This is a genomic window from Nitrosomonas eutropha (genome assembly GCF_003201195.1).
Lineage (GTDB): Bacteria > Pseudomonadota > Gammaproteobacteria > Burkholderiales > Nitrosomonadaceae > Nitrosomonas > Nitrosomonas eutropha.
Genome location: NZ_QICQ01000023.1, coordinates 1 through 24697 on the forward strand (window position 1 = coordinate 1; position 24697 = coordinate 24697).

Sequence of the window (24697 nt, forward strand, 5' to 3'; positions counted from 1 at the left end):
CAGTATGAGTGGACAGTGCGCCACTTGGGAAAGTCATTAGGCAGGGCTCGCCACTGGCAGCCGCTCTTGAGCAAATACAGCACCGCACAAAAAACATCGTACAGATCTATTCGTCGAGGGCTGGTCTTCCTGCGCGCGCTCTCCAGCAAAGGCTTGATAAGCTCGAATTGTTCACGACTGATGTCGCTCGGGTAACTTCTTCTCATCTTCCGAGTTTCTCATACTCCCCTAGACTTTGAACAGGTTCTAAGGCTGGTTTTTCGGGCTGGCTCAGTCTGCTGATGCTAATTCCAATGCTCAATTTGATTGTTCTTTATGTGATTGCGTTTTCAGACTGGTCTTCCCTTGGGCACGGGCATCAAAAGAGATACAGCGACCGGAGGGAGTAGGGTAGAGATGCTTTATAGCTCCTACCTCGCCGGTACCTCTTATTGTTTGCACTGAGCCCGACCGGCGAGCTCTTGAGGGTTACTTTCACATTGCGACAAAAAATGACGTCAGGAGATTACAGTGACAACCAATCATTTAATTAACCGACGCAGCTTTCTGCGTTATGCAGGTTTGGGATCGACTGCATTGCTGCTTGGACTTCCAGAGCCAAGTACTGCCACCCAGATACACAACAGCTTCGAACCGGATCTTTGGATCGAATTGACGGCCGCACCGAATAGCGCTGCGCTACGCCCTGGGTTGGCCACTAATGTGTGGTCCTATCGAGCCCGCGTACTCAAGGGAGATCCCGCAAGTGTCCAGGTGTTGCATGGCAGTTACCTTGGGCCGACCTTACACGTCCAACGCGGACAGAAACTGCGCATCGATTTCTTAAATCAACTCGACCAAGCCAGCAACGTACACTGGCACGGTTTGCATGTGCCAGACACCATGGACGGGCATCCACGCTTCGCGATTGGACCGGGCGAACGTTATCGCTACGAATTTGAAGTGCGCAATCGTGCCGGCACTTATTGGTATCACCCACATCCCCATGGTCAAACGGGTGAGCAGGTGTACTTTGGGCTCGCTGGCTTACTTCTGGTGAGTGACGATGAGGAACAGGTGCTACAGCTGCCACGCGGCGAATATGATGTTCCGATCATCATTCAGGATCGGAGCTTCGATGACAATAACCAATTCCGTTATCTGAGCGGCACCGGCCCTGCTGCCGCAGCGAGTAGCGCCTTCGGCGCGCGGCAGGCGTTGGGTGGCATGATGGGTGGTGGAGGAATGATGTCGGGCGGTATGATGACGTCAATGATGGGGTTCTTTGGTGACACCATTCTGGTGAATGGTCGCTCTGATGCATCACTGGAAGTTGCTAGGCACCCTTATCGATTGCGTATTCTTAATGGCTCTAATTCGCGGATCTATAAGCTAGCATGGCAGGACGGACGGCCGCTCATTGTAATTGGAACGGATGGTGGATTGCTTGAGCGTCCTGTGCATAAGAACTACGTGATGTTGGCTCCCGCTGAACGTATTGAGTTGTGGGCCGATTTCAGCAACGATGATGTTGGCACAAAAATCACACTCATGAGTCTTGCGTTCGAAGGGGCGATGAGAGGCATGATGGGGGGCGGCATGGGGCGGATGATGGGCACATCATCGATGGCTGCTGGAGCGCAGTTTCCGATGTTTATGATCGAAGTGACGCGCGAGTCGAATGGATCGCTTGAGCTACCCGAGCAGTTGTCCAAAATCACCTGGCTACCAGTTGAGGATGCCGTCAATCGTACAGCGCCGAGAACATTCCGAATTACGATGGGGCATATGCAATGGGGATTTAACGGACGCACCTTTGAAATGACGGCCGTGGCGCCCGATGAGCTTGTCAAGCTGAATACCACAGAAGTTTGGGAGTTCGTTAACGATAGCGGCATGATGGCGATGGCACATCCGATACATGTCCACGATCAGCAGTTTCAAGTGTTGGAGCGGCGTAATGGAAAAGGTAGCGATGATGTGCGTGATGGTTATGTCGATCAGGGCTGGAAGGACACGGTACTGGTGATGCCAGGTGAGCGCGTGAAACTTCTGATGCGTTTTAGTGACTATACGGGACTTTATCTCTATCACTGTCACATGCTGGAGCATGAGGACTTTGGGTTAATGCGTAACTACCGGATAGTGGCGTAGTGACTACATCGAAGAGGGCATCTTCAATCTAGTGTCTGCATGGTCAAAGATTCTGACCGAAGATGCATGTACGAGAAATAATGCCGAAAAATGATGTGGCCTGAGTTAGCTTCTTTAGATGTTTTATGTCTCTTTATTGATGGTATAAAAAACTCATGAAAAGCTCGTCTCAGCAGTTTAGGGATACTTCGAATGAGCTCATTACATTTTTGTAATTGATGCGTCATCAAACTGTCATCATCGTGTGGGTAGAGTCTTGAAGTTAACATTGCCCGTCTTTAATCAGGGCATTGTAACTTTGAAGAGCCGAGTAAATAGTATATGGGCGAATGCACAGTTGATGAGGTTTTGTGGATATCTCCCTCCTTCCCTTATAAGCAGATACACATTATTTGGTCTGTCTTAGTGTCAGGACCTGTTGCTTACGCTATTTCACTGCATTGACTGAGAACCTACTCCTTTCAGCAAGTGGCAAATTATTTTGATATCGAATATCACTCAGATAGTGGGTTTGTTGTTATTTCTCGAAGCTATTCAGCATAAGCGTGCTGTTATAGCCTTTGCTAGGAATTCATGGTTTTGAATCGTTTGTTTTATCCTCTATTTGTTTACTATAAAGATGGTTGGGTGAATCGCCCCGGGAATCGAGGAGGCTGTTTGGTTAAAGTACAGCGTTCATCGGCACAGTTTCAGAGTGGGTACGGTGATAGAGTTCTTCAGCCTGCGCAGGAGGAATATACCCGATGGACCCGAGCAGACGCTGATGGTTGTACCAGGCGACCCATTCCAACGTTGCCAATTCCACAGCAGCCCTGGTTTTCCAGGGCGCTCGGCGATGAATCAGTTCGGCCTTGTACAGCCCGTTAATGGTTTCAGCCAGGGCATTGTCGTAACTGTCGCCACGGCTGCCCACCGACGGTTCGATGCCTGCCTCGGCCAGGCGTTCGGTGTAGCGGATGGACACGTATTGCGATCCTCGATCGGAATGGTGAATCAGAGACTCGGCGGGACGCCGGTCATACAGAGCCTGCTCCAGAGCATCGAGCACGAAGTCTGTACTCATGGTGGTGCTCACGCGCCAGCCGACGATGCGCCGGGCAAACACGTCGATGACGAAGGCCACATACAGCCAGCCTTGCCAGGTCGACACGTAGGTGAAGTCCGAGACCCATAACTGATTGGGCCTGTCGGCATGGAAGTGGCGATTGACGCGATCCAGTGAGCATGCCTGCGAACCGTCGGCAATGGTGGTGCGCACCCGCTTGCCCCGGCGCACGCCCTGCAAACCCAGGCGACGCATCAGGCGTTCAACCGTGCAGCGAGCCACGGCAATGCCTTCGCGTTGCAACTGGTACCATACCTTGCGTACGCCGTAGACCTGCATGTTGGCTTGCCAGACACGCCGAATCTCGGCCATCAAACCCTCGTCGCGCTGGCTGCGCGCACTGCGCAGTTTCGGGCATCGTTGGCGGGCGGCATGACGCCGATACGCCGATGGGGCAACCTGCAACACCTTGCAGATCGGCTCGACCCCGTAGACGTCCCGGTGCCGGTCGATATAGGCGTTTACTTCTTCAGTTCGCGGTCGAGCGCCGCCTGGGCGAAAAAAGCACTGGCCGACTTCAGTATCTCGTTGGCCCGGCGCAGTTCTTTGTTCTCTCGTTCCAGCGCCTTCATGCGTTCGCGTTCGCTGGTAGTCATGCCGTCACGCTTGCCGCTGTCGATCTCGCTGCGCTTGACCCAGTCCAGCAGCGTGGCCGGCACGCAGCCGATCTTCGGCGCAATGGACTCGACGGCCGCCCACAGCGACGGATACTCGCCACGATGCTCCTGCACCAGGCGCACGGCGCGTTCACGGACTTCCGGCGAAAACTTGTTCTGCTTGCTCATAGTGGCTCCATTTTCTCAAAGAGTGGAGCCTCCGCAAAACCCGGGGCGATTCAGGGTGCGTGATTGGTATCGGCGTAGTGCTAGTGCGGCGTTAGATCAACGTATCATGCGGGATCAGCAGCTGGAGGCGGTCTAGAATGGAATTACGCCATTTACGTCGCTTTATCGTACTGGCTGAGGAGTTACACTTCACTCGCGCAGCTGAGCGGCTGCACATTGAGCAGTCGCCGCTGTCGCGTTCCATCAAGGAGCTGGAGGACGAGTTGGGTGTCGCGTTGTTTAAACGTGATCGAAGTGGCACGTCCTTGACTCCTGCAGGTGAGGTTTATTTGCTGAATCTGCGTCGGGTATTTGATAGTCTTGACCAAGCTGCGGTGAGTGCTAAGGCCGCAGCAGCAGGTTATCGCGGTATGCTGCGTATTGCAGTCTCTGATGGAGCAGCCGAACCCCGATTAGCAACATTGCTGGCGCACTGCCGTGAGGAAGATCCTGAAGTAGAGATCCACTTGTTTGACGTACCACTAGCCGAGCAGTTGAGGGGGCTGCGAGAAGGCGTGTTTGACGCTGGCTTTGCTCACTCGTGCGATACGGGAAACGATATCGTTGCTGGTTTTGTCTGGAGTGATCCGCTGGTAGTGGTTATGGCCGCACGTCATCCCTTGTTGGTGCGCGCACAAATCCCGCTGGATAAATTGCTGCGTTACCCGCTGGTGATGGGTCATCCTTACGAGTGTGAAGGTTACCTACAGCAGATTGTCAAATTGTTGAGTGAGGTTAATGCCGAACCTATTGTGGTCGGACAGGCTAGCTCCTTGGGGATGGCCTTGACACTGGTGGCAGCAGGCTATGGCCTGTGCTTTGTCACCGCCTCCCAGATCGGCATGTACGGACACCCGGATGTGGTTGCCCGAGAATTGCAAATGCCTCAGGGAGAAGCGAAATTGATGACTTACCTTCTATATCCTCGGACTGGCGTTTCTGAACCGTTAAGTCGATTTATTAAACGAATTCAACCTAGAGGGTCTGACAACACGCAGTTTCTGTAGCCGGTTTCGAGCGCTGCAGCATTGTCTATTGGCGGTGTCTTGGTGAAAAAACAGCCTGGGGCGTCTCAACTCAAATTGGCTTAAGAGAATGAGTGTTATTTGGCTAGTAGATCTTTGGGTGTCAGTGTATACGGATATATAGCGCTACTTAAAATATATTGAAGCATCATGGAGTTGCTTATGCTTATACAGGTGGAATCGGATGGCACGAAACGCCAAAGTCTGCACGTGGTGGGTGAGATTGGTGCGTACGGATTACTGGAGCGCTTGGACGGGAAGAGTGTGTCATGATCGGTGTAGGTCCATTTCCCATACAAGTTTTCACCATTATCGGTGCTGTGCTGCTGGGCTGGATGACAGCTCGCTTCGTGGCTCGGCGAATGCCTGAAGTGTCTTATAAGACTGCAGGATCAATGATTCTCGATGCCGTAGTTTGGGGTTTGTTGGCGGCTCGTTTGATATACATTGCTCAATGGTGGGATGAGTACTCGGCAAAGCCCATGTCCATGCTTGCAATTGGCGATCGTGGGTTCTCTTGGTGGGCTGGCATTGTAGTAGCGGTTGCTTACATTTGGTGGCGAACCCGTTTGACCCAGGCGTTGCGTGGTCCTGTGTTGGCGGGCGTCATGGTCGGGGTTGTAGCCTGGGCTGTCGCGGGTGGTGTGTTGAACCTGATGCAAAGCTCCGCACCACCTTTGCCAGACTTGCAGTTGGCCACACTGGATGAGCGTTCCATTTCACTGAGTGCGTATGCGGGGCGCCCGATTGTGCTAAATCTTTGGGCGAGCTGGTGTCCACCATGTCGCCGTGAGATGCCAGTATTCGAACAGGCTCAGACGGAGTTTCCTGGCGTTGCTTTTGTTTTGGTCAATCAGGGGGAAAACCCGAAGCAGGCGCAGGCGTTTCTTGAGAGTGAGGGTCTGAAGTTAACGGACATCTTACTTGACCCCGCTTCTGAGCTCATGCGACTAATGGGGTCGCGCGGCTTGCCAACCACATTGTTTTTTGATGCACAAGGGCGCATGGTTGACTCGCATTTAGGTGAAATTACAATGCCCAGCCTAAAGGATAAGATACTACGTCGTTTTGATCGATCATCCGTATCTGGTACAGGTAAGTGATAACCGTATTTGCACAGTCCTTACGTTTTTCCCCAATTGTTGCCGTCAGTCATCTTGCTGATGATTGGCGGCAATCAAGTGGGCAGCTTAGAGGGTCTATCAGTAGTCTACGCACCGTAAATTGACAAGATGATGCAGCGTCCCAAATTTTGACCACCGACACGCTTTTCGAATTGGAGAGTTTGCTAAAGTGGCGGGAGGTTGTGAGGTTGGCCCTGGGTACAAGTGGCTACGGATGAAGGTTTGATGGCTGTACAAGTTGTCTGACTCAGCTTGAGTGGAGAGCAGTGACAGGTCGTATTTTGCCAATGTTTCTTTATGTTTCTACTAGAATGAACGTTACTGTTCGCCAATGTGCACGGTTACGTGCCACTGCAATACTGGTGCTCGCAGGCGGCATGCATGCCTGATATTCGCTATCGTCTCGTGGAAAAGAAGCTGATTGATGACTGGATTAATCATCACACTGGAAATGAACTATATATTTAGTTGTGGAAGCGGTTCAGCCAACTGATCGGCTTTAGCTCCCAAAGGCTCTTCAGACATTGTCGCAAATTGTTCACGAACTATCCTTTGGATGTGATCGCTGCAGCCTGGAGGTTTTGCTCGGTGACCGCTATCAGTTCACTCGCGCTTTTGTTCAGTGCCCTGGCGATACGCAGAATAATCGCGAGGTTCGGCATATGCTCTCCACGTTCGATCTTCCCCATATGCGAACGTTCGATGCCTGCTAGGTGGGCGAGTGTCTCTTGCGCGATGCCCAGCTCTGTTCTTGCTGCCCGAACGGCCATGCCAAACGCAATGGCTGGTCCTGCTTCATAGGTGGTGGTGCCGGTTGGCCGGCCTCGTTGGATAGTACGTTTCTGCATTAGCAAAAGCTTCGTACGACACCACAAATCAAACCACGTTAAATTTAACTCATGATAAGATTTAAGGCTTGTTTTGGAAGTTGCGCTGCCGTTTTCAGCTAATTCTTGGGCCGTTGCCGTTAAGTGTGGGGTCGTCCGTTAAATCCCAAACTCGGGAATTGAGCGGAGAGGATACGAGCGAAGTGTTGAACCAGATTCTTGTTTTGAAGAGAAGGTATTAAGCAGTAGTTGAAGGCGTGAGCTTTGATGCAATACACGCAGTTCTATCAGCCAGGTAGCCGTTCGGCTAGTTTAGCCATAGCGAAAACTTTGGCATGATTCCGGCTTTTAGCGAAGAGCGATAGTCCTTTGCAAATAAGGAGAACAACATGCCCTCCAACGCTGATCGGCGACCTTTGCGAATCGCCGTATCATTCGGCGCGATCCACGCACAGCTGGCAACACTGCTGGCCCGCCAGCGCATAGAGGAACCTGAAACGCCCGTCGCACTGTATGAGGTTGACCCTGTAGAGCAAATCGCGGGTCTCAAAGGCAGACGCTACGAACTTGGATTTACTCTTGATGCGAGGGCCGAGCACGGCCTGAAGATGCAGCCGCTCTGGTATGACGAACTGGCGGTCATGCTGCCAGTGCGCTCGCCATTGTTGGCCTATCCAGTCATCCCTCTGTCTGCACTTGTAGACTATCCAGTGGTGATGTGGCATTCCGAGGTCTGCGCGGCCATGCATTATTACGTGCAAGCTTTGTTCGTGGAGGCTGAAATAACACCATACGTTACGGCCCAGGCGCGCAGTTTTGAGTTCATGGCAGCTGTGGTGGCGGCCGGGTATGGTGTCGGCCTGGCCGCACGCTCCCGGATTGATGAGGCGCAAGAAGCCGGGATTGTCGCGAGACCTCTTCACGCAGACGGTCACACGATTACAACGTTTCTGATTTATTGCGACGAGGTTTCGGAGAGGGTCAAGCGATTTATTGAGCGGGCGCGGCGCTGTGCTGGCACGGTCTCGCATCGTGGGGTGGTAGGTTAAAGCGGCAGTTCTCCCCGTTTGCTCCGAGATAGACTACGAGCTTATTCTCGCGCAATAAGGCTCAATAAGACTGTGCGTCGTTGTGGCATTAGTCTGCATGTTTTCGTAAGCGTTGTGTAGAGCTCGACGGCTCTCTATGGCCTTCGCCAGACATCGCGTATTATAGACGTCACGGATGGGTACATTATTGGGTACATCCGTACTACACGAATTGAATAAAGCTTTTATTAATCAAGGGAGTAGGCGGGCTTTACTGTTTCCATCGCCCGCTCCACTGTTACAGTCTACCGGATTCCACGGACGTCCAAAAAGGTCTGTAAGTCATTGAGTGTTGGGAAGTATTTCGGATTCGATGTTCCACCGACGCCCACTGAAATCCACCCGTATCCAGCCCCATTATGTACACTTTTATGTACATCACAATGAGGGTGACGCCGGTTCCGGGTTGTTGGTGGGCGAAATCCGGTGACGAGATCAGCAACTAGCACTGAGCCTAACGTTCAGGAGTTAGAGCTATGGCGCTTTCTGATGTCGCCGTACGCAAGGCCAACGCAACGGCTAACATCAGCATGTCTTGCCAGATTGCCTGGGCCGCGATGTCCTCGCTGACCGCATCAGCACATGCGAACCCTGCATCGAAGTGGCCCTTGCGTAGTCCTCGTAGTTGCTCGGCCAGAGATACGTCGAACAGGCGGATTTCTATTTCAGGTCCTTCCTCGCAGCAGCGTGCCAGCCACGACGATAGGCGCGGCTTGACGGTACCATCGGAGGCGACGATGCGCAGTGTGCCGCGATAGCCAGAAGCGGCCGCTTTGGCGCTCGTCGTAGCCTCCTCGAGGTTAGTAAATACCCGTCGTACATCCTGCAAAAAGATTTGCCCTGCATTGGCCCGTTCGTGTTTGGCGCTCGGTGCAGCACGATTGAATGCTTGGTTAACTCAAGCGGTTCAGACCGTTAATTCAATGGCTCACTTGACCGCTTCTGAACGGACGTAATGGCCTGCAGCACCGTGCCCAGATTGCTCGGTGTGACGGTGTCAATGGCCGTGCGATCACTCAGTTCCGCATGCGGTTTCGTCAACAGATGGTACAGCGCCCATGGGTCGGTATCTGGACACTGCTTCAGAAGCACCTGAACCAGTTTCTGTTTTAGCGGCACCAGTTGCCAATCGGGAACGCGCTGCCCCCGATTGCCCAGACTGATCGATAGCAGCTTGCCGGCCTTTAGTTCCCGGTTGATCTGATCCTTGGATTTGCCAGCCAGCTTGGCGAACAGCGGAACCGGAAGATTGTCCGGTGCTTCATAGATGGCCAGCATTTCCTCGCGCTCGCGCTGGATTGTGGATGTCTCTGGCTCCGGTGCCAGGACGTGAGCTGTTGCCGGTGGTAGGGGTGAGAGTCGCTGAAACGCGGCGCCGTGGTCGATTGCGCTGACGATAATGGGTGTTTCTATTGTGGTCTGTGCACTGTCCGTGGCGGATGCGACGGCAGGGCCGCTAGCGTGCTTATTGTTGACCATTGCTGGCACCCCTTCGATGCGGATCGTGAGATGTGTGCTGGCAGCCGCCACGTGGCCTTGTTCGAGAAGGTCGAGGCGGTCGGCCCAGTCCTGCATCATTCGGCGGCGTGGCTCGACGTACTCGGCATGGTTATAGGCCGTGCTGACCTTATCCGGATCGGAGTGGGAAAGCTGGGCGTCAACCCACTTCTTGAGGTAGCCGAACTCATTCAGGGCGGTCGAGATCGTACCGCGTATGCCGTGACCGGTAAGCAGGTCCTGGTAACCCATGCGTTTCAGAGCGCCGTTGAGCGTATTTTCGCTGATACGCTTTGTCAGATCGCTGCGGTGTGCGAGCAGATAACGCTGCGCGGGTTTGATCCGCTCCAGCAGGGACTGGACAATTTCGATTGCCTGTAGCGACAAGGGCACGATATAGGGCGGTATATCTTGCGTGCGCTTCCCCTTTTTGCGCATGTCGAGTTGCAATTGCTTGACCACCTCTGGAGGAATAATCCACAGTCCTCGCTCCAGATCGAATTGGTCAGGGGCTGCCAGGCGCAGTTCTCCGGTACGCACGCCCGTCAGCATTAATAAGCGGATACCGAGTTTCGTCGTGACAGCGCCACGGTAGCTGCGAAGCTTTTGCAGGAGTTCTGGTATCTCGGGTAAGCGAAGAAATGGGTTATGGGCGGCTGGCGGCTTGGGGATAGCCACGACGTCCAGATCTGACGCTGGATTGGTTTCCAGTCTCTCGATCTTGACCAGGGCGAAGCGGAACAACTGGTTGAACCAGGTGCGCACCTTCTCTGCGGTCGTTAGTGCGCCGCGCTGCTCGATCTTGGCCAGTACCTCTAGCAAGTAGGAACGGCGAATGTCGTAGATGGAGGTCCTGCCCAAGCTTGGCAGCACATCGTTCTTAAAGATTCGCTGGATTTGCGAAAGGGTGCTTTGCCGTCCTTCCTTGAGTTCCAGCTTGCGATGTTCGATCCACTGTAGGTACACCGCCTTGAAGTTGTGTTCGTCGGCCAGACGAACCGCCTGGCGCTTGTGCTTACGATCAACCTTAGGGTTGATGCCTTTGGCGAGCAGGGCGCGGGCTTGGTCACGCAGGGCTCGCGCCTCGCGCAAGCCGATTTCTGGATAGGTGCCCAGCGACATGCGTTTTTGTTTGTCAGCCCAGCAATAGCGAAAGTGCCAGGATCGGCCGCCTTGGGCCGTTACGGCCAGAGAAAGGCCATCTATATCGCCGAGGGTGTAGTTTTTGCCAGTTGCCCTAGCTTGGCGAACCGCCATGTCTGAGAGTGCCATCGTTCCAGCTCCTAATACGAGTTAGGACTAGATCGTGGTCTTATCTACCGCTTTGGCCCAGCAAGAATACGGACTCACACTCACCCGGATTTATGGACTAATTTATGGACTAAAAAATCCTGGATGTGGGTGGATTTCAGTAGACGTCACTGGAATGAAAAAGGGGCCAAAGGCCCCTGTTTTCAATGACTTACAGACTTCAGTGGAACTCTGTAGATCTTAAATTGGAGCGGGAAACGAGACTCGAACTCGCGACCCCGACCTTGGCAAGGTCGTGCTCTACCAACTGAGCTATTCCCGCAAACTACAACGGACTAATAAACTTGGATTTGCCTCTCGACAGACGGGTGATTATAGAGACCCCTTCAAATTTGTCAAGAATTATGGCTTTGATAATAATTGTTTTGATTGAAACTAACTCGGGATCCAGGACATTCAAAACAATTCGTTCTTGCCAAGATAGCGCCATTTTCCTTCTGGCAGGTCAGCCAATCTGATCTGGCCAATCCGGACACGTTTTAATCCGGACACGTTTAAACCAACCAACTCACACATCCGCCGGATTTGCCGCTTTTTACCTTCCTGCAGGATAAAACGAAGCTGATCTTGATTTAAGAGACTCACCTTGGCGGGTTTTAATACTTGGCCGTCGAGCTGCAAACCATGATTGAGTAATGCCAGCCCTTTGCGCGTCAGATTGCCGATTACCCGTACCAGATATTCCTTTTCAATTCGCGAATATTCTCCGATCAACTGTTTGGCAACACGGCCATCCTGAGTGAATACCAGCAATCCCTGTGAATCAATATCAAGCCGACCAGCCGGGGCAAGATTTTTAAGGTGTTGCGAAGTAAATTTCAGAGAAGAACGATCTCGATGAAAACGAGAATCGTGACAAATCAGACTGGCCGCTGGTTTATAGCCAAGCTCAGGCTGACCGGATACATAACCAACCGGTTTGTTCAACAAAATCGTTACTTGCTGATTCTGTTTGATCTGGGCTGTTCGATCAAGTGTGATTTCCTGCCAGGGATAAATCTTTGTCCCCAGTTCACGAGCCGGCTGTCCATCCACATAGACCCAACCTTGTTCGATATAAACATCTGCTTCCCTGCGCGAGCACATTCCCTGCGCGGACATCAGCTTGGACAAGCGAACTTTTTCCATCAATAAACAAACTGCTTATAGAACTACACATCATCAAAAACGTGAAATAGGTGTATTACTTGTTCTCATCCCGTACAGGCAAGCGCCAGATAAACGTAAACAGGATTACAGCCAGTAAAACCAACATACTTTTTAATCCCCAGGAAGAAACGATCAAAATCGAGCTGCCAAAGGATAACGACATCACCAGATATGCCCAACGCTTGACCTGGCGCGTCACACTGCGATATTCGCACCATTCGTAAATAATCGGTCCGGCGATACGATGACTGAGCAGATAGCCATGAAAACGCTCGGAGCTGCGCGCAAAACAGCCTGCCGCCAGTAAAACAAATGGTGTTGTTGGCAGTATGGGTAAAAATATGCCTAATATACCTATAAACAGGGCAGTTACACCGATACTCAAGTATAGCCAGCGCACGACAGGTGAATCATGCAGTTGAAGCAGGTTAATATTCGTTTGTGCCTGATTCATTGATTTATTAAATTCTGTCGACATAAAAAATCCTCAAAATTCACCTAAATGTCAATATTCCTTGCGCGAAGAGCATTACTTTCAATGAATGCCCGGCGAGGCTCGACCACATCGCCCATCAAGGTAGTGAAGATTTCATCGGTCAGGATACTATCCTCAATCTGTACACGTAACAGGAGGCGATTACTCGGATCCATCGTCGTTTCCCATAACTGCTCCGGATTCATTTCTCCCAGTCCCTTGTAACGCTGGATAGTAACACCCTTCTTGGCCTCCGCCAGCAACCATTCCAGAGCTTCCTTAAATTCCAGAATGGGTACTTCCTGTTCACCCCGCTTAACCTTCGCACCTTCACCGATCAGACCATGCAATATTTGTGCAGTTTGCCTGATCTTGGCGAAATCACCACTTTTCAGAAAATCAGTATCCAGATAACTAGTTCGAAGATTGCCGTGCTGTTTACGATTAATCCTGAGCTGGTAATTCTCAGAATCTTCATCGTATTCCGCAGTAATTTCAACATCATCCAGCAACGATGCCAATCTGACGGCGCTGTCTTGTGCACTGGCTTCTGAACTTAGATCGATATTAGGTTGCTTAAGTAGCGCATACATCACAGCCCGATCAATCAACTGGCTCATTCGTTCAATCACTGCCTCAGCTACCAGGTATTCATCTGCAATCTTTGCTAATGTTTCTCCGACAATCGGTGGATTATCCATCCCGGGATGCAGTTCTGCACCCACGAGCGCTAAACCAAGTATGTGGCGCTTGAGTTCATAATCATCCTTGAGATAACGTTCCTGCTTGCCATGTTTGATTTTGTACAAAGGTGGTTGCGCAATGTAAATGTGACCACGCTCAATCAATTCAGGCATTTGCCGGTAGAAAAAGGTCAGCAGCAGAGTCCGGATGTGCGATCCATCCACGTCCGCGTCAGTCATGATGATAATGCGATGGTAACGCAGTTTATCCGGGTTGTATTCATCCTTGCCGATGCCTGTTCCCAAAGCAGTTATAAGTGACACGATTTCCTGGGAGGAAATTAGCTTGTCAAAGCGGGATTTCTCGACGTTCAGGATTTTGCCTTTGAGCGGCATAATTGCCTGGAATTTACGATCACGTCCCTGTTTAGCAGAACCGCCGGCAGAATCTCCCTCCACCAGATAAAGCTCGCATAGTTTCGGGTCTTTTTCCTGACAGTCTGCCAGTTTTCCAGGCAAACCCATACTATCCAGGACGCCTTTTCTGCGTGTCAGTTCGCGGGCTTTTCTGGCAGCTTCCCGTGCTCTGGCAGCTTCAATAATCTTGTTGCAGATAATCTTTGCTTCATTGGGATTTTCCAGCATAAACTCTGAAAGTTTATGTGAAACAACTTCCTCAACCACCGGACGTACTTCGGATGAAACCAGTTTTTCCTTGGTTTGGGATGAAAACTTAGGTTCGAACAGCTTGATCGACAACACACAGGTCATCCCTTCTCGCATGTCATCACCCGTGGTATCAACCTTTGCTTTCTTGGCCAGCTCGTTTTTTTCTATATAGCTGTTGAGTGTGCGCGTCATCGCTGCACGCAATCCGGTCAGATGGGTGCCACCATCCTTCTGTGGGATGTTATTAGTGAAACACAGTACTTGTTCAGCATAACTGTCATTCCACTGCATTGCAATTTCGACAGTAATATCATCTTTCATTCCTTTCGCATAAAAGATGCTCGGGTGCAACACAGTTTTGGTACGGTTGATGTATTCGACGAAATTACGGATGCCACCGGAAAACGCAAAAGTCTCTTCCCGATTATCACGCCGGTCGACCAGCCTGATCCTGATTCCGTAATTAAGAAAGGAGAGTTCGCGCAATCGTCTGGCGAAGATATCGTAATGATAAGTTACATTACCAAATATCGCTTGACTGGCGAGGAAGTGCACCTCTGTTCCGTGTTTATCGGTTTGGCCAGTAACTGCCAATGGAGCAACCGCTACGCCGTCCCGAAACTCTATCTGATGAACATTTCCCTTGCGGTAAATCGTCAGTCGTAACCATTCTGACAGCGCATTCACCACGGACACACCAACACCATGCAACCCGCCAGATACCTTGTAGGAATTGTCATCAAACTTGCCGCCCGCATGCAGCTCCGTCATGACAATTTCAGCAGCAGAACGTTTCTGCTCATCATCCTGCTTGATATCAGTAGGAATCCCGCGACCATTGTCCTGAACACTGATGGAGTTATCAGCATGGATAATTACGGAAATTTCATCACAGTAGCCTGCCAAGGCCTCGTCGATGGCATTATCGACAACCTCGAACACCATATGATGCAGCCCGGTGCCATCACTGGTATCACCAATATACATTCCGGGGCGCTTGCGAACAGCATCCAGTCCCTTCAGAATTTTAATGCTGTTCGAGTCGTAATCGCGTTGACTGCTCTCGGTATTTTTGGTGGACTCTGGCTGACTTGTATTCATATTTAAAGTTATCTCTTTTGTAATTCCGGTAAATCTGATAAGGCGAGCAGGTTTGTACTACTCGCGCATTGGCATTAGGACATGATTGAACTGATCATCATCCGGCAACGTAATTAATATAGCGCTTTGCATGTTCTCAAAAGAGCACCTGATATGCTCGCTATCCAGGTTGTTCAATACTTCCATCAGGTAAACGATATTAAAACTGGTATCAATTGTTTCATTTGAATAAACGATTTCAATTTCTTCCTGTGCTTCTTCCTGTTCCTTGTTTTTGGCGGATATATTCAGCTTTCCGTTCGTGATATTCAGATGAACGTTGCGAAATAAATCATTACTACTGGAAATAATCGCGGTGCGCTGCAGTGCGTGGAGGAAATCAAGACGATTTATATCGAACTGAAAAACACTGGTTTGCGGAATTGCACGTCTGAAATCGATAAATTTTCCTGAAATGACTTTCGACACTAACACAGCATCTGAAAAGTGGAAGCAGATCTTTTTTGAGTAAATTTCGACAATTACCGGTTTGTCACTATCTTCCAGCTGTCTGATCAGTTCCAACACCGTCTTGCGCGGGATAATTGTTTCCGATTTTTCAAACTGTCCATCCAGATCGAAAGAAGTTATCGCCAGTCTGTGCGTGTCAGTGGCTACCAGCATCAGCTTGTTGTCTTCGATCAGCAATAATGTCCCGTTCAGGTAATAACGCAGATCCTGCTGCGCCATGGCGTGTGATACCCGCTGCAGATGCTTTTTCAGTATTTGTTGTGTCAGTGTGAACGAGGCATCGCAACGCTCATTGTCCTTGGCCATTCTCGGAAAATCTTCAGCCGGAAGTAGTTGCAGACTAAAACGGCTTTTTCCAGAAACAATTTGTAACCGGTTTTCTGACCGGATCAGTTCGACTGGGGAACCAGATGGCAAAGCGCGCAATATGTCCTGTAATTTTCTGACAGAAACAGTCATTTGCAGTGAACCCTGATTTTCCAGTTCCGGAATATTGGAAGTTGCCTCGACTTCTATTTCCAGATCTGTTGTCACCAGTGCCAGTTTGCCATCCCTGATTGAAATCAGGACGTTTAAAAGTATGGGAAGCGTGTGTCTTCGTTCTACGATACCACTCACTGTTTGTAGTGGTTTGAACAGCAAATCCCGGTCGGATATTGTTAGTTTCATTTAATTTAAAAACTAAATAATAATAATTAAGCAGTGAAAAAAATAAGGATAAGTAACAAAATTACTTACATATTATATATTTACACGTTAAATTAATCCTGTATGATTTGAGTATAGCCTGTGGATGAATTGTGAACAAAATTTTCCAATCAGGATTTTATGCGAGTTATCCACAAAACATGCAGGGGTTATTGGCGTATTACGTCATCCACGCAGGATATGTATCAATGTACTGTAATCCCGGTTTATTCCGGGATCAGAAGCACGTAGTTCTACGATTTTACGATGGGCATGCAGTACAGTTGTATGGTCTCTTCCACCGAAAGCTTCGCCTATATCAGGCAGACTTAACTGAGTTAGTTCCTTGGCGATAGCCATTGCAACTTGTCTGGGTCGGGCGATAGCCCTGACACGTTTCTTTGAGTACATGTCGGCTACTTTTATTTTGTAGTAATCCGCTACGGTTTTCTGAATGTTTTCGATTGAAATCTGCCGATTTTGTATGGCTAGCAGATCCTTTAACGCTTCCTTGGCCAGATCAAGGGAAATCGGATGACCGGTAAAGCGTGAATACGCCAGAACCCGTTTTAGTGCGCCTTCCAGTTCCCGGACATTGGAACGGATATATTTAGCGATGAAAAAGGCGGTACTTTCGTCCAGTTCGATCTTCTCGATGAAAGCTTTTTTGAGCAGAATGGCTACGCGCATTTCGAGTTCGGGGGGTTCGATCGCCACGGTCAATCCCCAACCGAACCTTGATACCAAACGTTCCTCCAGCCCGGAAATCTCCTTCGGATAACAATCGGAAGTTATGATTACTTGCTTGTGTGCTTCGATTAATGCGTTGAAGGCGTAGAAAAATTCTTCCTGTGTCCGGTTTTTACCGCTGAAAAACTGAACATCATCCACCAGCAACAGATCAAGCGAATGATAGTAAAGCTTGAATTTATCGAATGACTTGTGCTGATAAGCACTGACGACATCCGATACATATTTTTCAGCATGGACATAGCGGATTTTGGCCCCGGCATCCAGTTCCATAACGTAATTGCCGACCGCATGCATCAGATGCGTTTTGCCTAATCCTACCCCCCCGTAAATAAACAAAGGGTTATAGGCAATACCTGGTCGTTCTGCTACCTGAATGGCCCCGGCACGTGCCAGCTGATTGGCCTTCCCGGTAACAAAGGCGTCAAAGGTAAAAGCAGGATTGAGCCGGCTGGGATTGGTTTTTCTGGCGGTGGTGCCATGCGCTTTATCTGTAGGTGGTTTCTTGTCTTCCTTGCTTTTCGGTTCAGGTGCCTTGATTGTTGCTGTTTTGATCTCGGCTGGATCTTTCAGCTCCAGTTTGAAATGGATTTTTTCATTGAAATGACCTTGTGCCATTTCGTCGATGCGGTTGACAAAATTATCCTTGATCCATTGCAATACAAAACGATTGGGAGCAATTAAGACCAGGGTATTTTCCACATCCGGACAGATTTCCAGCTTGAGCGGCTTGATCCAGGTATTAAACTGCTGTCCATTCAATTCCTGTTTGAAATGCTTAAGACAGAAATACCAGAAAGTCTCTATTTTCTGCATGACAAGTAGAAGAAATTAACCCGGATTTAGAAAAGTATTCCGGTGAAACTTGAAAAAAACTAGAGAGGAAAAACAAACAGTTAAGTGCGGTGTAAAAGCAAAAGGGTTTTTTATAAGTTTACGTGAACCCCGTTTATCTGCTGAGGAGGTTAGTATAATGAAGTTTTTCCGGAAAGGTTGTCTTATTGCGTACAGCTTCGCCAGGCCTGGATTACAGCTCTGTTGATTTTGTTTGGCCTGTGTTTGCGGCAGTCAGAAAACCGGCCAATAGCTTTCAGATTTATCCTTTTGATTTTCATTTTATCAACCCGGGTAGGTATGATAAAAAACATATCTTTACAAAATATCTTTTAAAAACTGCTCTGGGTACAGAGGGAAAACTGTCTGATAATGGCCCTTTTAAACCGGGAATACAGGAATATTTTTTTGTTATTTATTCAAAATTCCAAAAAGTTCTGGATCAATCCTTCAGCGGCAGCGCGGTATTTAACCTTTCTTGCGCTGATGTTTACGATTTTGCCCGTCATTGCTGAAAATTGGATTGCCAGCGCAGAATCGATACGCGAACAACTGGCAAAAAATATTCAGAACAATCAGGATAGTGCGGTACAGATAAACCTGCAGCGATTTTATGCGCAACGTGATTATCAACCAGTCTGGACTTTGGCTGGTCATTCTGCTGTCTTGCTGGACACTGCGTTAGTGCTTATTAGGCAGGCTGATGAAGAAGGGCTTTCCAGCAATGATTACCATATTGAATCCTTACGAAAACTTCGTAACGAAACTTCTGATCCAATTTCCCTACTACTCGAACTGGATACAACCCGATCATTGCTGGCGCTTGCCCATGATTTGCACAGTGGCCGGCTGACGGCTTCTCTGGCTGATCCGGACTGGCACATTCCACAACAGCAATTTGATCCGGTAACGTTTCTGCAGCAAGCACTCACTTCAGGAAAACTGGAACAGGCCTTTGCAGATTTGCCACCTGATATTCCACAATACCGTTCGCTCAAACAACTGTTGAACAAATTTCGTACACTGGTTGCTGCCGATACCATATGGACCAGGATACCGGAGGAAACTTCATTGATTCGCCCGCATACCAGGCATACTTCTATTCCACAGGTACGTCAACGTATTCAGGAGGCATATCATATTTTTGAAAAACCGGAATATGGTATTGTTGTCAGTGATAGCGAGTTTTATGATGATCAGCTGGAAATAGCGGTCAAGGCCTTTCAGCGTCAACACGGATTAAATGCAGATGGCATTATTGGTAAAAATACCCGGCGAGCCATGAACATAACGCCAGGAGAGCATGTTCAGCAGTTGCGTATCACGCTTGAACGATTGCGCTGGCTGCCCAGGAAACTCGGTGATCGCTATATCCTGGTCAATATTGCCGGATTTAATCTGGTGGCAGTCCAGGAGAATGTGCGCGTGCTGGATATGAAAATAGTTGTCGGGCGCGATTATCGTTCAACACCAAGTTTCAACAGCAAAATTACTCACCTGGTTCTTAACCCGTACTGGAATGTGCCTGCCAGCATTGCACGCAAGGATTTACTGCCAAAACAGAGATATAACCCGGATTATTTTGCTTCCGAGGGAATCAGGGTATTTTCCGATTACAAATATGAATCCGAGCTGAATCCTGATTTTATCGACTGGCATTCGACCAGCAGATCTCTTCCTTATATCTTGCGCCAGGATCCTGGTAGAAGAAATGCACTGGGCACTATCAAATTCATGTTTCCCAATCCTTTCAGCATCTATTTACACGATACGCCTTCCAAATATCTGTTTCAGAAGGATATTCGTACTTTCAGCTCGGGTTGTATCCGTCTGGAGAAGCCATTGCAACTGGCAGAGTTTGTCTTAGGGCAATCATTTGAACAAGCCGATATTGCTGAAAAAATCAGCAGTGGCAAGACACAAACCGTGCATTTACCTGAAAAAATACCTGTTTATTTATTGTATCTGACCGCTTGGAGCGATGAGCAGGGCGAAGTTTACTTTTCATCCGATGTCTACGGGCGTGACAAACGGGCGCTGGCATACGCCCACTGGTAACAGCCGGAAAAGTGTCTATGACAGTCTTTTTAATTTGGCACGATCATGGAGGATAACAATGTCCAAACTTATCATTGCAGACAATCTGGAAACACTTACCGCACATGGCAACAGTCGGCGGCGACTGTTGCAAGCCAGTTTAGGCGCATGTGCACTATTTGCCATGCCGGCAGCCAATGCTGCCAATTCCCCCCGTATTTATGAAAAACGCCTGTCCTTGTTAAATCTGCATACCGGAGAAAGAATCAGGACAGCTTACTGGGAGCAGGGAAAATATATTCCGGAAGCATTGCAGGCGATAGCTAAAGTATTGCGCGACCATCGTTCCGGTGAACGTCACCCGATTGATCCAGGATTGCTTGATCTGATCCAGCATCTGCACCATAAAACAGGCAGCTCAAAAGAATTTCAGGTAATTTCTGGGTATCGATCGCCGGCTACCAATGCTACCCTCGCAGCGAAAAGCCACGGTGTAGCTAAAAAAAGCCTGCATATGCAAGGTAAGGCAATAGATATTCGTTTGCCCGGTGTTCCACTTAATGCGTTGCGACGTGCGGCCATGTCGATGCGTGTTGGAGGCGTTGGCTACTACCCGGAATCAAATTTTATCCATGTTGATACCGGTAACGTTCGCTATTGGTAACTAGAAAACTTCTGATTGATCAAAAACTCCTGTAGGTACATTCTTCCCGGCCAGTTTCCTGACCAGGTGTTCACATAAACCTGCTTACAATACATTAATCGGTATTTTCAAATACACAGTGCCATTATCTTCAGCGGGTGGCATCTGGCCGGCACGCACATTGACCTGAACGGATGGCAGAATCAGTACCGGCACATCTAATGTGGCATCACGTGTGGTACGTATCGCGACAAATTCGTCTTCACTGATACCGTCGTGTACATGAATATTGTTGGCACACTGGTCAGCGACTGTGCTTTCCCACTGTACCGGGCGGTCACCGGGTGGATAGTCATGGCACATGAACAATCTTGTTTCCGGTGGATAATTATTCAGCAACCTGCGGATAGATCGATAAAGCTGCCGGGCATCGCCTCCGGGGAAATCGGCACGTGCCGTCCCTATATCTGGCATAAACATCGTATCACTGATAAAAATTGCATCGTCGAACTGATAAGCAAGGTCAGCCGGTGTGTGGCCAGGTACGAAAATCACCTTACCCTTGAGTTCGCCCACCTCAAAGCTGTCACCGTCATCAAACAGATGATCAAATTGCGAGCCATCCGGCTGAAAATCTGCCCCCATGTTGAACAGCTTTTTAAATACCTGCTGCACGTCGGGAATCCGGCTGCCTATGGCTGTTTTCCCCCCTAGTTCCTGCTTGAGGTAGTGCGCTGAAGAAAGATGATCAGCGTGCGCATGGGTTTCAAGTATCCAATCCGTCGTCAACTTCTTTGAGTGCACAAATTTGATCAGTACATCAGCGGAGTGGTGTTTTGTTCTCCCGGATTTGGGATCGTAATCAAGCACCGGGTCGATAATGGCGCAACGCCCTCCCGACCTGTCAAACACAACATAGCTGACTGTCCCGGTAACAGGATCAAAGAAAGCTTGGATATTGGGTTGCATCATCATCTCCTTGGGTTGTTTGTATTCAAATATTTTTAATATATAAAACATTAAATCATAAAAATATATAATGTGTTAGGATAATTTATCTGTCAAGGAGGAAAACTTATGATTGACTGGCAATCATTTACCCCGGTTAGCGCATTCACAGGCGGCATGATTATTGGCCTGGCAACTGCGCTGCTGCTGCTCGTTGCAGGCCGGATTGCGGGCATATCCGGTATCGTTGGCGGGTTGATCGAATTACGTAAAGGAGATCTTGCCTGGCGAGCGGCGTTTGTTATTGGATTATTGCTCGCTCCGTGGTTGTGGCGTTGGCTGGGCGAACTGCCTCCAGTTCATGTCGAAACCAGTTATGCAATGCTGGCGTTGGCCGGGTTGGCGGTCGGAGTTGGGACTCGTTATGGCTCTGGTTGTACCAGCGGTCATGGCGTTTGTGGTCTATCGCGTCTTTCACCACGTTCAGTGGTGGCAACAATTTCGTTTATGGCCATGGGAATGTGCGTGGTTTACATTATTCGCCATAGCTTGAGCTAGCGTTGCATTCAATTTTGAGAGGAAAATATATGCTTATCTTAATTGCTGCATTGCTTTCCGGTCTGATTTTTGGTCTGGGGTTGATCCTGTCTGGCATGACAGATCCTGCAAAGGTATTAGCGTTTCTGGATGTTGCCGGATCCTGGGATCCTTCACTGGCTCTTGTCATGCTGGGCGCGATCAGCATCGGATTTCTTGCTTTCAGGGCAGCAAAACAACGTGGCCAAACGCTATTGTCTGCACCGCTTCATTTGCCTGTTTCCCATACGATTGACCGCCGTCTAATCCTGGGCAGTCTGTTGTTTGGTGCAGGATGGGGACTGGCAGGTCTTTGTCCGGGGCCAAGTCTGGTTCTGGCTGCATCGGGTCATTCCGGAGCCATCATATTTATGATGGCTATGTTGCTGGGTATGATCATTTTTGATCGACTGGAAAAATACCGTCAGGCTGTTTCAAAACCAAATGATCGACAACAAAAAAATATTGGCAGAGAATGATAGATTCATACCTGCAACAGGCTCTGTCGGCCATGGTGGAAAAAAAGGCTGCTGCAATCAAAGCCTGTTCCATGCTGAAAATTCTAGCTAATGAAGACCGGCTGATGATCCTGTGTCAGTTGATACAGGGAAAGAAGAATGTCGGCGAACTGGAGCAATTATTGGGTATCCGGCAACCTACCTTGTCGCAGCAACTTACTGTGCTGCGAGAGGAAAGGCTTGTCTCCACGGAACGCCAGGGAAAATATATTTATTACAGTCTTGCCAGCCGGGAAGCAGTGCAAATCATTAGCACACTGTTTGATTTATACTGCGGAAATGAAAATTACCCAATTTCAGATGACACAAATGGTTGCGACGAATCATGTCGTTCCACCAGCAATGTTCACGCTGACAAACGGCATCCGCAAGAGCAGGATTAAGCTCTTGGAATTCAACTCTGGAGCAGTCTCTGGAGCAGTTACACTACATACCGATACGAAGCCGCTATCAAATCGACAGTAATAAAAAACAAAAGTAAGGAGAAATCATTATGAGTGTCACCCCTGAAACAAAATGGAAAGAACTGGATAAAAAAATAGCAGTCACTGGCCAGATTAGCGTGGATGATATCGCTGGCATTGCGGCTGCGGGCTACAAGTCGATTATTTGTAATCGCCCCGATGGAGAAGGCGGAGAAAGTCAGCCAGCTCGCACTGCACTGGAGAACGCAGCGAAGGCGGCTGGGTTGCAGTTTGCTTATATGCCGGTTGAAGTTGGCCAGGTTTCAGATGAAAAATGTTCTGCTTTTCACCAACTGATGCAAACACTGCCTGGCCCGGTACTGGCTTTTTGCGGCTCGGGTAATCGTGCCCAGGCATTGTACACTCGCAATACCGGCGCTTCTACAGCATCTGCCAGTACTGGCACACAAGAAAAAGTGGAGGATGTAGCCGAAACTTATTGTGAACCGGCAGATAAACGTCAGACCGAAACAGTCGCAGCTTGCAACTGGGATGATGTTTTTGACATTGTGGTGGTAGGCGGCGGATCAGCTGGTCTAGGAGTAACTGCAAGCCTGCTGCGTCGGCGTTCATCTCTACGTATTGCCGTTATTGAACCAAGCGAGAAACATTATTATCAACCTGCCTGGACGTTGGTCGGTGGCGGCGCGTATGCTATTGATCAGACCGCTCGCAATACAGCTGATGTCATGCCGCATGGCGCAGAGTGGATCAAGGTAGCAGCATCCAAATTTGCGCCTGAAAAAAATCTGGTTCATCTGGCAGATGGTCGTTCCGTCGGCTACCGTCAATTGATCGTATGTCCAGGTATTCGTCTGGCCTGGGAAAAAATAGAAGGTGCCCAGGAAACACTTGGCAAAAACGGCGTCACCTCTAACTACCTGTTCGATCTCGCACCATATACCTGGTCACTGGTACAACAGCTTAAAGGTGGTAAGGCGCTGTTTACACAACCGCCAATGCCGATCAAATGTGCTGGAGCTCCACAGAAAGCGATGTATTTATCTTGTGATTATTGGCAGCGCCATGGCGTTCTGGACAAAATCGATGTCGAATTTGATCTGGCAGGAGCAGTTTTGTTTGGGGTTCCCGAGTTTGTGCCGCCTTTGATGGAGTATGTTCATAAATATCATGCCGGGCTGGTGTTCAATTCCAATCTGGTCAAGGTCAATGGCCCGGAAAAAATTGCTACCTTTGAAATCAAGAATGAGGCAGGCGAAGTTACCCGTGTCGATAAGCCGTTCGATATGCTGCACATCACGCCACCCCAGGTCGCGCCGGATTTCTTGAGCAACAGTCCACTGGCAAATGCTGCCGGATTCTGTGAGGTTGATCCCAAAACACTGCGAAGCACTTGCTTCTCCAATGTTTTCTCACTGGGTGATGCCTGTTCTGCTCCTAACTCTAAAACAGCAGCCGCGGTTAGAAAACAGGTGGTCATCGTTGCTGAAAATCTGCTGGCAGCAAAAGAAGGACGTGAACTTCGCGCGGTTTACGATGGTTACGGCGCTTGCCCGTTGACCGTCGAAAATGGCAAAGTGGTTCTGGCAGAATTTGGTTATGGCGGAAAATTGCTGCCAACTTTTCCGCTTAACCCGGTTATTGCCAGAAAGTTATACTGGTGGATGAAAGTTAATCTTTTCCCATGGGTATACTGGGATTGTCTGCTGAAAGGACGTGAGTGGCTGGCTGGATCCACTGAATCCAAATAGATTCTGT

The 24697-nt window shown here is 49.3% G+C and carries 22 protein-coding genes, 1 tRNA gene and 1 other annotated feature; of the genes, 11 read left to right on the top strand and 12 right to left on the bottom strand.

Going from position 1 to position 24697, the window contains the following annotated elements; translation table 11 throughout:
• A partial coding sequence (locus C8R14_RS08900) for a transposase (RefSeq protein ID WP_143000361.1) occupies window positions 1-206 on the bottom strand: 206 nt, incomplete at its 3' end.
• Window positions 207-510: 304 nt separating this feature from the next.
• Between C8R14_RS08900 and C8R14_RS08905 the strand changes: the two genes are divergently transcribed.
• On the top strand, window positions 511-2133 hold the full coding sequence (locus C8R14_RS08905) for a multicopper oxidase family protein (RefSeq protein ID WP_011633152.1): 1623 nt from the start codon (window positions 511-513) through the stop codon (window positions 2131-2133).
• A 661-nt stretch (window positions 2134-2794) separates the two neighbouring features.
• Here the strand turns inward: C8R14_RS08905 and C8R14_RS08910 are convergent.
• A protein-coding gene (locus C8R14_RS08910) for an IS3 family transposase (protein WP_373605811.1) occupies window positions 2795-4023 on the bottom strand; the annotation gives its coding sequence in 2 pieces (ribosomal slippage) (window positions 2795-3732 and window positions 3732-4023; 1230 coding nt in all).
• Window positions 3629-3745, bottom strand: a sequence feature (AL1L pseudoknot). It overlaps the preceding gene by 117 nt.
• Before the next feature lie 137 nt (window positions 4024-4160).
• Between C8R14_RS08910 and C8R14_RS08915 the strand changes: the two genes are divergently transcribed.
• The gene (locus C8R14_RS08915) at window positions 4161-5069 is read left to right on the top strand and encodes a LysR family transcriptional regulator (RefSeq protein ID WP_011633149.1); all 909 of its coding nucleotides are present in this window, start codon (window positions 4161-4163) and stop codon (window positions 5067-5069) included.
• Between the two features lie 287 nt (window positions 5070-5356).
• Window positions 5357-6190: a TlpA disulfide reductase family protein gene (locus tag C8R14_RS08920; protein ID WP_011633148.1), complete on the top strand. Its 834-nt coding sequence runs from the start codon at window positions 5357-5359 to the stop codon at window positions 6188-6190.
• 566 nt (window positions 6191-6756) lie between these two features.
• Here C8R14_RS08920 and C8R14_RS08925 read toward each other — a convergent pair.
• Complete coding sequence (locus C8R14_RS08925) at window positions 6757-7059, bottom strand: helix-turn-helix domain-containing protein (protein WP_011633147.1); 303 nt, start codon at window positions 7057-7059, stop codon at window positions 6757-6759.
• A 368-nt stretch (window positions 7060-7427) separates the two neighbouring features.
• Here C8R14_RS08925 and C8R14_RS08930 point away from each other — a divergent pair, with 368 nt between their 5' ends.
• Window positions 7428-8087, top strand: a complete 660-nt coding sequence (locus C8R14_RS08930) for a LysR family substrate-binding domain-containing protein (protein WP_011633146.1) — start codon at window positions 7428-7430, stop codon at window positions 8085-8087.
• 493 nt (window positions 8088-8580) lie between these two features.
• On the opposite strand, the gene C8R14_RS08935 is transcribed toward C8R14_RS08930, so the two are convergent.
• From C8R14_RS08935 to dnaA, 8 genes are all read right to left on the bottom strand, one after another.
• Window positions 8581-8955 (bottom strand): LysR substrate-binding domain-containing protein, encoded by a 375-nt coding sequence (locus C8R14_RS08935; protein ID WP_011633145.1) that lies wholly within the window; start codon window positions 8953-8955, stop codon window positions 8581-8583.
• Between the two features lie 86 nt (window positions 8956-9041).
• A complete protein-coding gene (locus C8R14_RS08940) occupies window positions 9042-10895 on the bottom strand; it encodes a tyrosine-type recombinase/integrase (RefSeq protein ID WP_011633144.1) in 1854 nt (617 codons plus the stop codon).
• 225 nt (window positions 10896-11120) lie between these two features.
• Window positions 11121-11196 (bottom strand) — tRNA-Gly (locus C8R14_RS08945).
• Between the two features lie 134 nt (window positions 11197-11330).
• On the bottom strand, window positions 11331-12062 hold the full coding sequence (locus C8R14_RS08950; protein ID WP_011633143.1) for a pseudouridine synthase: 732 nt from the start codon (window positions 12060-12062) through the stop codon (window positions 11331-11333).
• 55 nt (window positions 12063-12117) lie between these two features.
• Window positions 12118-12561, bottom strand: coding sequence for a YbaN family protein (locus C8R14_RS08955; RefSeq protein ID WP_011633142.1), 444 nt, complete (start codon window positions 12559-12561; stop codon window positions 12118-12120).
• 20 nt (window positions 12562-12581) lie between these two features.
• Window positions 12582-15011 carry a DNA topoisomerase (ATP-hydrolyzing) subunit B gene (gyrB, locus tag C8R14_RS08960; RefSeq protein ID WP_011633141.1) on the bottom strand — a complete coding sequence of 810 codons (2430 nt, stop codon included), beginning with the start codon at window positions 15009-15011 and terminating at the stop codon, window positions 12582-12584.
• Between the two features lie 57 nt (window positions 15012-15068).
• A complete protein-coding gene (gene dnaN / locus C8R14_RS08965) occupies window positions 15069-16190 on the bottom strand; it encodes a DNA polymerase III subunit beta (protein WP_011633140.1) in 1122 nt (373 codons plus the stop codon).
• A gap of 204 nt (window positions 16191-16394) precedes the next feature.
• Window positions 16395-17774 (bottom strand): chromosomal replication initiator protein DnaA, encoded by a 1380-nt coding sequence (gene dnaA / locus C8R14_RS08970; protein ID WP_011633139.1) that lies wholly within the window; start codon window positions 17772-17774, stop codon window positions 16395-16397.
• Between the two features lie 185 nt (window positions 17775-17959).
• On the opposite strand from dnaA, the gene C8R14_RS14125 reads away from it, so the two are divergent.
• From C8R14_RS14125 to mepK, 3 genes are read left to right on the top strand one after another with little or no spacing between them, the layout of a single operon-like run.
• A complete protein-coding gene (locus tag C8R14_RS14125; RefSeq protein ID WP_240142229.1) occupies window positions 17960-18307 on the top strand; it encodes a hypothetical protein in 348 nt (115 codons plus the stop codon).
• Entirely contained in the window at window positions 18279-19850 is a 1572-nt protein-coding gene (locus C8R14_RS08975; RefSeq protein ID WP_242500180.1) for a L,D-transpeptidase family protein, read from the top strand. Before C8R14_RS14125 ends, C8R14_RS08975 begins: the two co-directional genes overlap by 29 nt.
• A 58-nt stretch (window positions 19851-19908) precedes the next feature.
• The gene (gene mepK, locus C8R14_RS08980; protein ID WP_011635491.1) at window positions 19909-20493 is read left to right on the top strand and encodes a peptidoglycan L,D-endopeptidase MepK; all 585 of its coding nucleotides are present in this window, start codon (window positions 19909-19911) and stop codon (window positions 20491-20493) included.
• Between the two features lie 84 nt (window positions 20494-20577).
• On the opposite strand, the gene C8R14_RS08985 is transcribed toward mepK, so the two are convergent.
• Entirely contained in the window at window positions 20578-21441 is an 864-nt protein-coding gene (locus C8R14_RS08985; RefSeq protein WP_011635490.1) for an MBL fold metallo-hydrolase, read from the bottom strand.
• A 108-nt stretch (window positions 21442-21549) separates the two neighbouring features.
• Here C8R14_RS08985 and C8R14_RS08990 point away from each other — a divergent pair, with 108 nt between their 5' ends.
• From C8R14_RS08990 to C8R14_RS09005, 4 genes are all read left to right on the top strand, one after another.
• The gene (locus C8R14_RS08990) at window positions 21550-21978 is read left to right on the top strand and encodes a YeeE/YedE family protein (RefSeq protein WP_011635489.1); all 429 of its coding nucleotides are present in this window, start codon (window positions 21550-21552) and stop codon (window positions 21976-21978) included.
• 29 nt (window positions 21979-22007) lie between these two features.
• Window positions 22008-22475: a YeeE/YedE family protein gene (locus C8R14_RS08995; protein WP_011635488.1), complete on the top strand. Its 468-nt coding sequence runs from the start codon at window positions 22008-22010 to the stop codon at window positions 22473-22475.
• Window positions 22472-22897 carry an ArsR/SmtB family transcription factor gene (locus tag C8R14_RS09000; protein ID WP_011635487.1) on the top strand — a complete coding sequence of 142 codons (426 nt, stop codon included), beginning with the start codon at window positions 22472-22474 and terminating at the stop codon, window positions 22895-22897. The genes C8R14_RS08995 and C8R14_RS09000 overlap by 4 nt, the downstream gene beginning before the upstream one ends.
• Before the next feature lie 110 nt (window positions 22898-23007).
• Window positions 23008-24690, top strand: coding sequence for a bifunctional protein tyrosine phosphatase family protein/NAD(P)/FAD-dependent oxidoreductase (locus C8R14_RS09005; RefSeq protein ID WP_011635486.1), 1683 nt, complete (start codon window positions 23008-23010; stop codon window positions 24688-24690).
• The last annotated feature ends 7 nt before the right edge of the window (window positions 24691-24697 follow it).

What these genes read in the sequence shown, in the direction of transcription:
- C8R14_RS08915 (WP_011633149.1), top strand. Translation starts at nt 4,161, where the DNA reads ATGGAATTACGCCATTTACGTCGCTTTATCGTACTGGCTGAGGAGTTA.
- C8R14_RS08920 (WP_011633148.1), top strand. Translation starts at nt 5,357, where the DNA reads ATGATCGGTGTAGGTCCATTTCCCATACAAGTTTTCACCATTATCGGT.
- C8R14_RS08925 (WP_011633147.1), bottom strand. Translation starts at nt 7,059, where the DNA reads ATGCAGAAACGTACTATCCAACGAGGCCGGCCAACCGGCACCACCACC.
- C8R14_RS08930 (WP_011633146.1), top strand. Translation starts at nt 7,428, where the DNA reads ATGCCCTCCAACGCTGATCGGCGACCTTTGCGAATCGCCGTATCATTC.
- C8R14_RS08940 (WP_011633144.1), bottom strand. Translation starts at nt 10,895, where the DNA reads ATGGCACTCTCAGACATGGCGGTTCGCCAAGCTAGGGCAACTGGCAAA.
- C8R14_RS08950 (WP_011633143.1), bottom strand. Translation starts at nt 12,062, where the DNA reads ATGGAAAAAGTTCGCTTGTCCAAGCTGATGTCCGCGCAGGGAATGTGC.
- C8R14_RS08955 (WP_011633142.1), bottom strand. Translation starts at nt 12,561, where the DNA reads ATGTCGACAGAATTTAATAAATCAATGAATCAGGCACAAACGAATATT.
- gyrB (WP_011633141.1), bottom strand. Translation starts at nt 15,011, where the DNA reads ATGAATACAAGTCAGCCAGAGTCCACCAAAAATACCGAGAGCAGTCAA.
- dnaN (WP_011633140.1), bottom strand. Translation starts at nt 16,190, where the DNA reads ATGAAACTAACAATATCCGACCGGGATTTGCTGTTCAAACCACTACAA.
- dnaA (WP_011633139.1), bottom strand. Translation starts at nt 17,774, where the DNA reads ATGCAGAAAATAGAGACTTTCTGGTATTTCTGTCTTAAGCATTTCAAA.
- C8R14_RS08975 (WP_242500180.1), top strand. Translation starts at nt 18,279, where the DNA reads ATGTTTACGATTTTGCCCGTCATTGCTGAAAATTGGATTGCCAGCGCA.
- mepK (WP_011635491.1), top strand. Translation starts at nt 19,909, where the DNA reads ATGTCCAAACTTATCATTGCAGACAATCTGGAAACACTTACCGCACAT.
- C8R14_RS08985 (WP_011635490.1), bottom strand. Translation starts at nt 21,441, where the DNA reads ATGCAACCCAATATCCAAGCTTTCTTTGATCCTGTTACCGGGACAGTC.
- C8R14_RS08990 (WP_011635489.1), top strand. Translation starts at nt 21,550, where the DNA reads ATGATTGACTGGCAATCATTTACCCCGGTTAGCGCATTCACAGGCGGC.
- C8R14_RS08995 (WP_011635488.1), top strand. Translation starts at nt 22,008, where the DNA reads ATGCTTATCTTAATTGCTGCATTGCTTTCCGGTCTGATTTTTGGTCTG.
- C8R14_RS09000 (WP_011635487.1), top strand. Translation starts at nt 22,472, where the DNA reads ATGATAGATTCATACCTGCAACAGGCTCTGTCGGCCATGGTGGAAAAA.
- C8R14_RS09005 (WP_011635486.1), top strand. Translation starts at nt 23,008, where the DNA reads ATGAGTGTCACCCCTGAAACAAAATGGAAAGAACTGGATAAAAAAATA.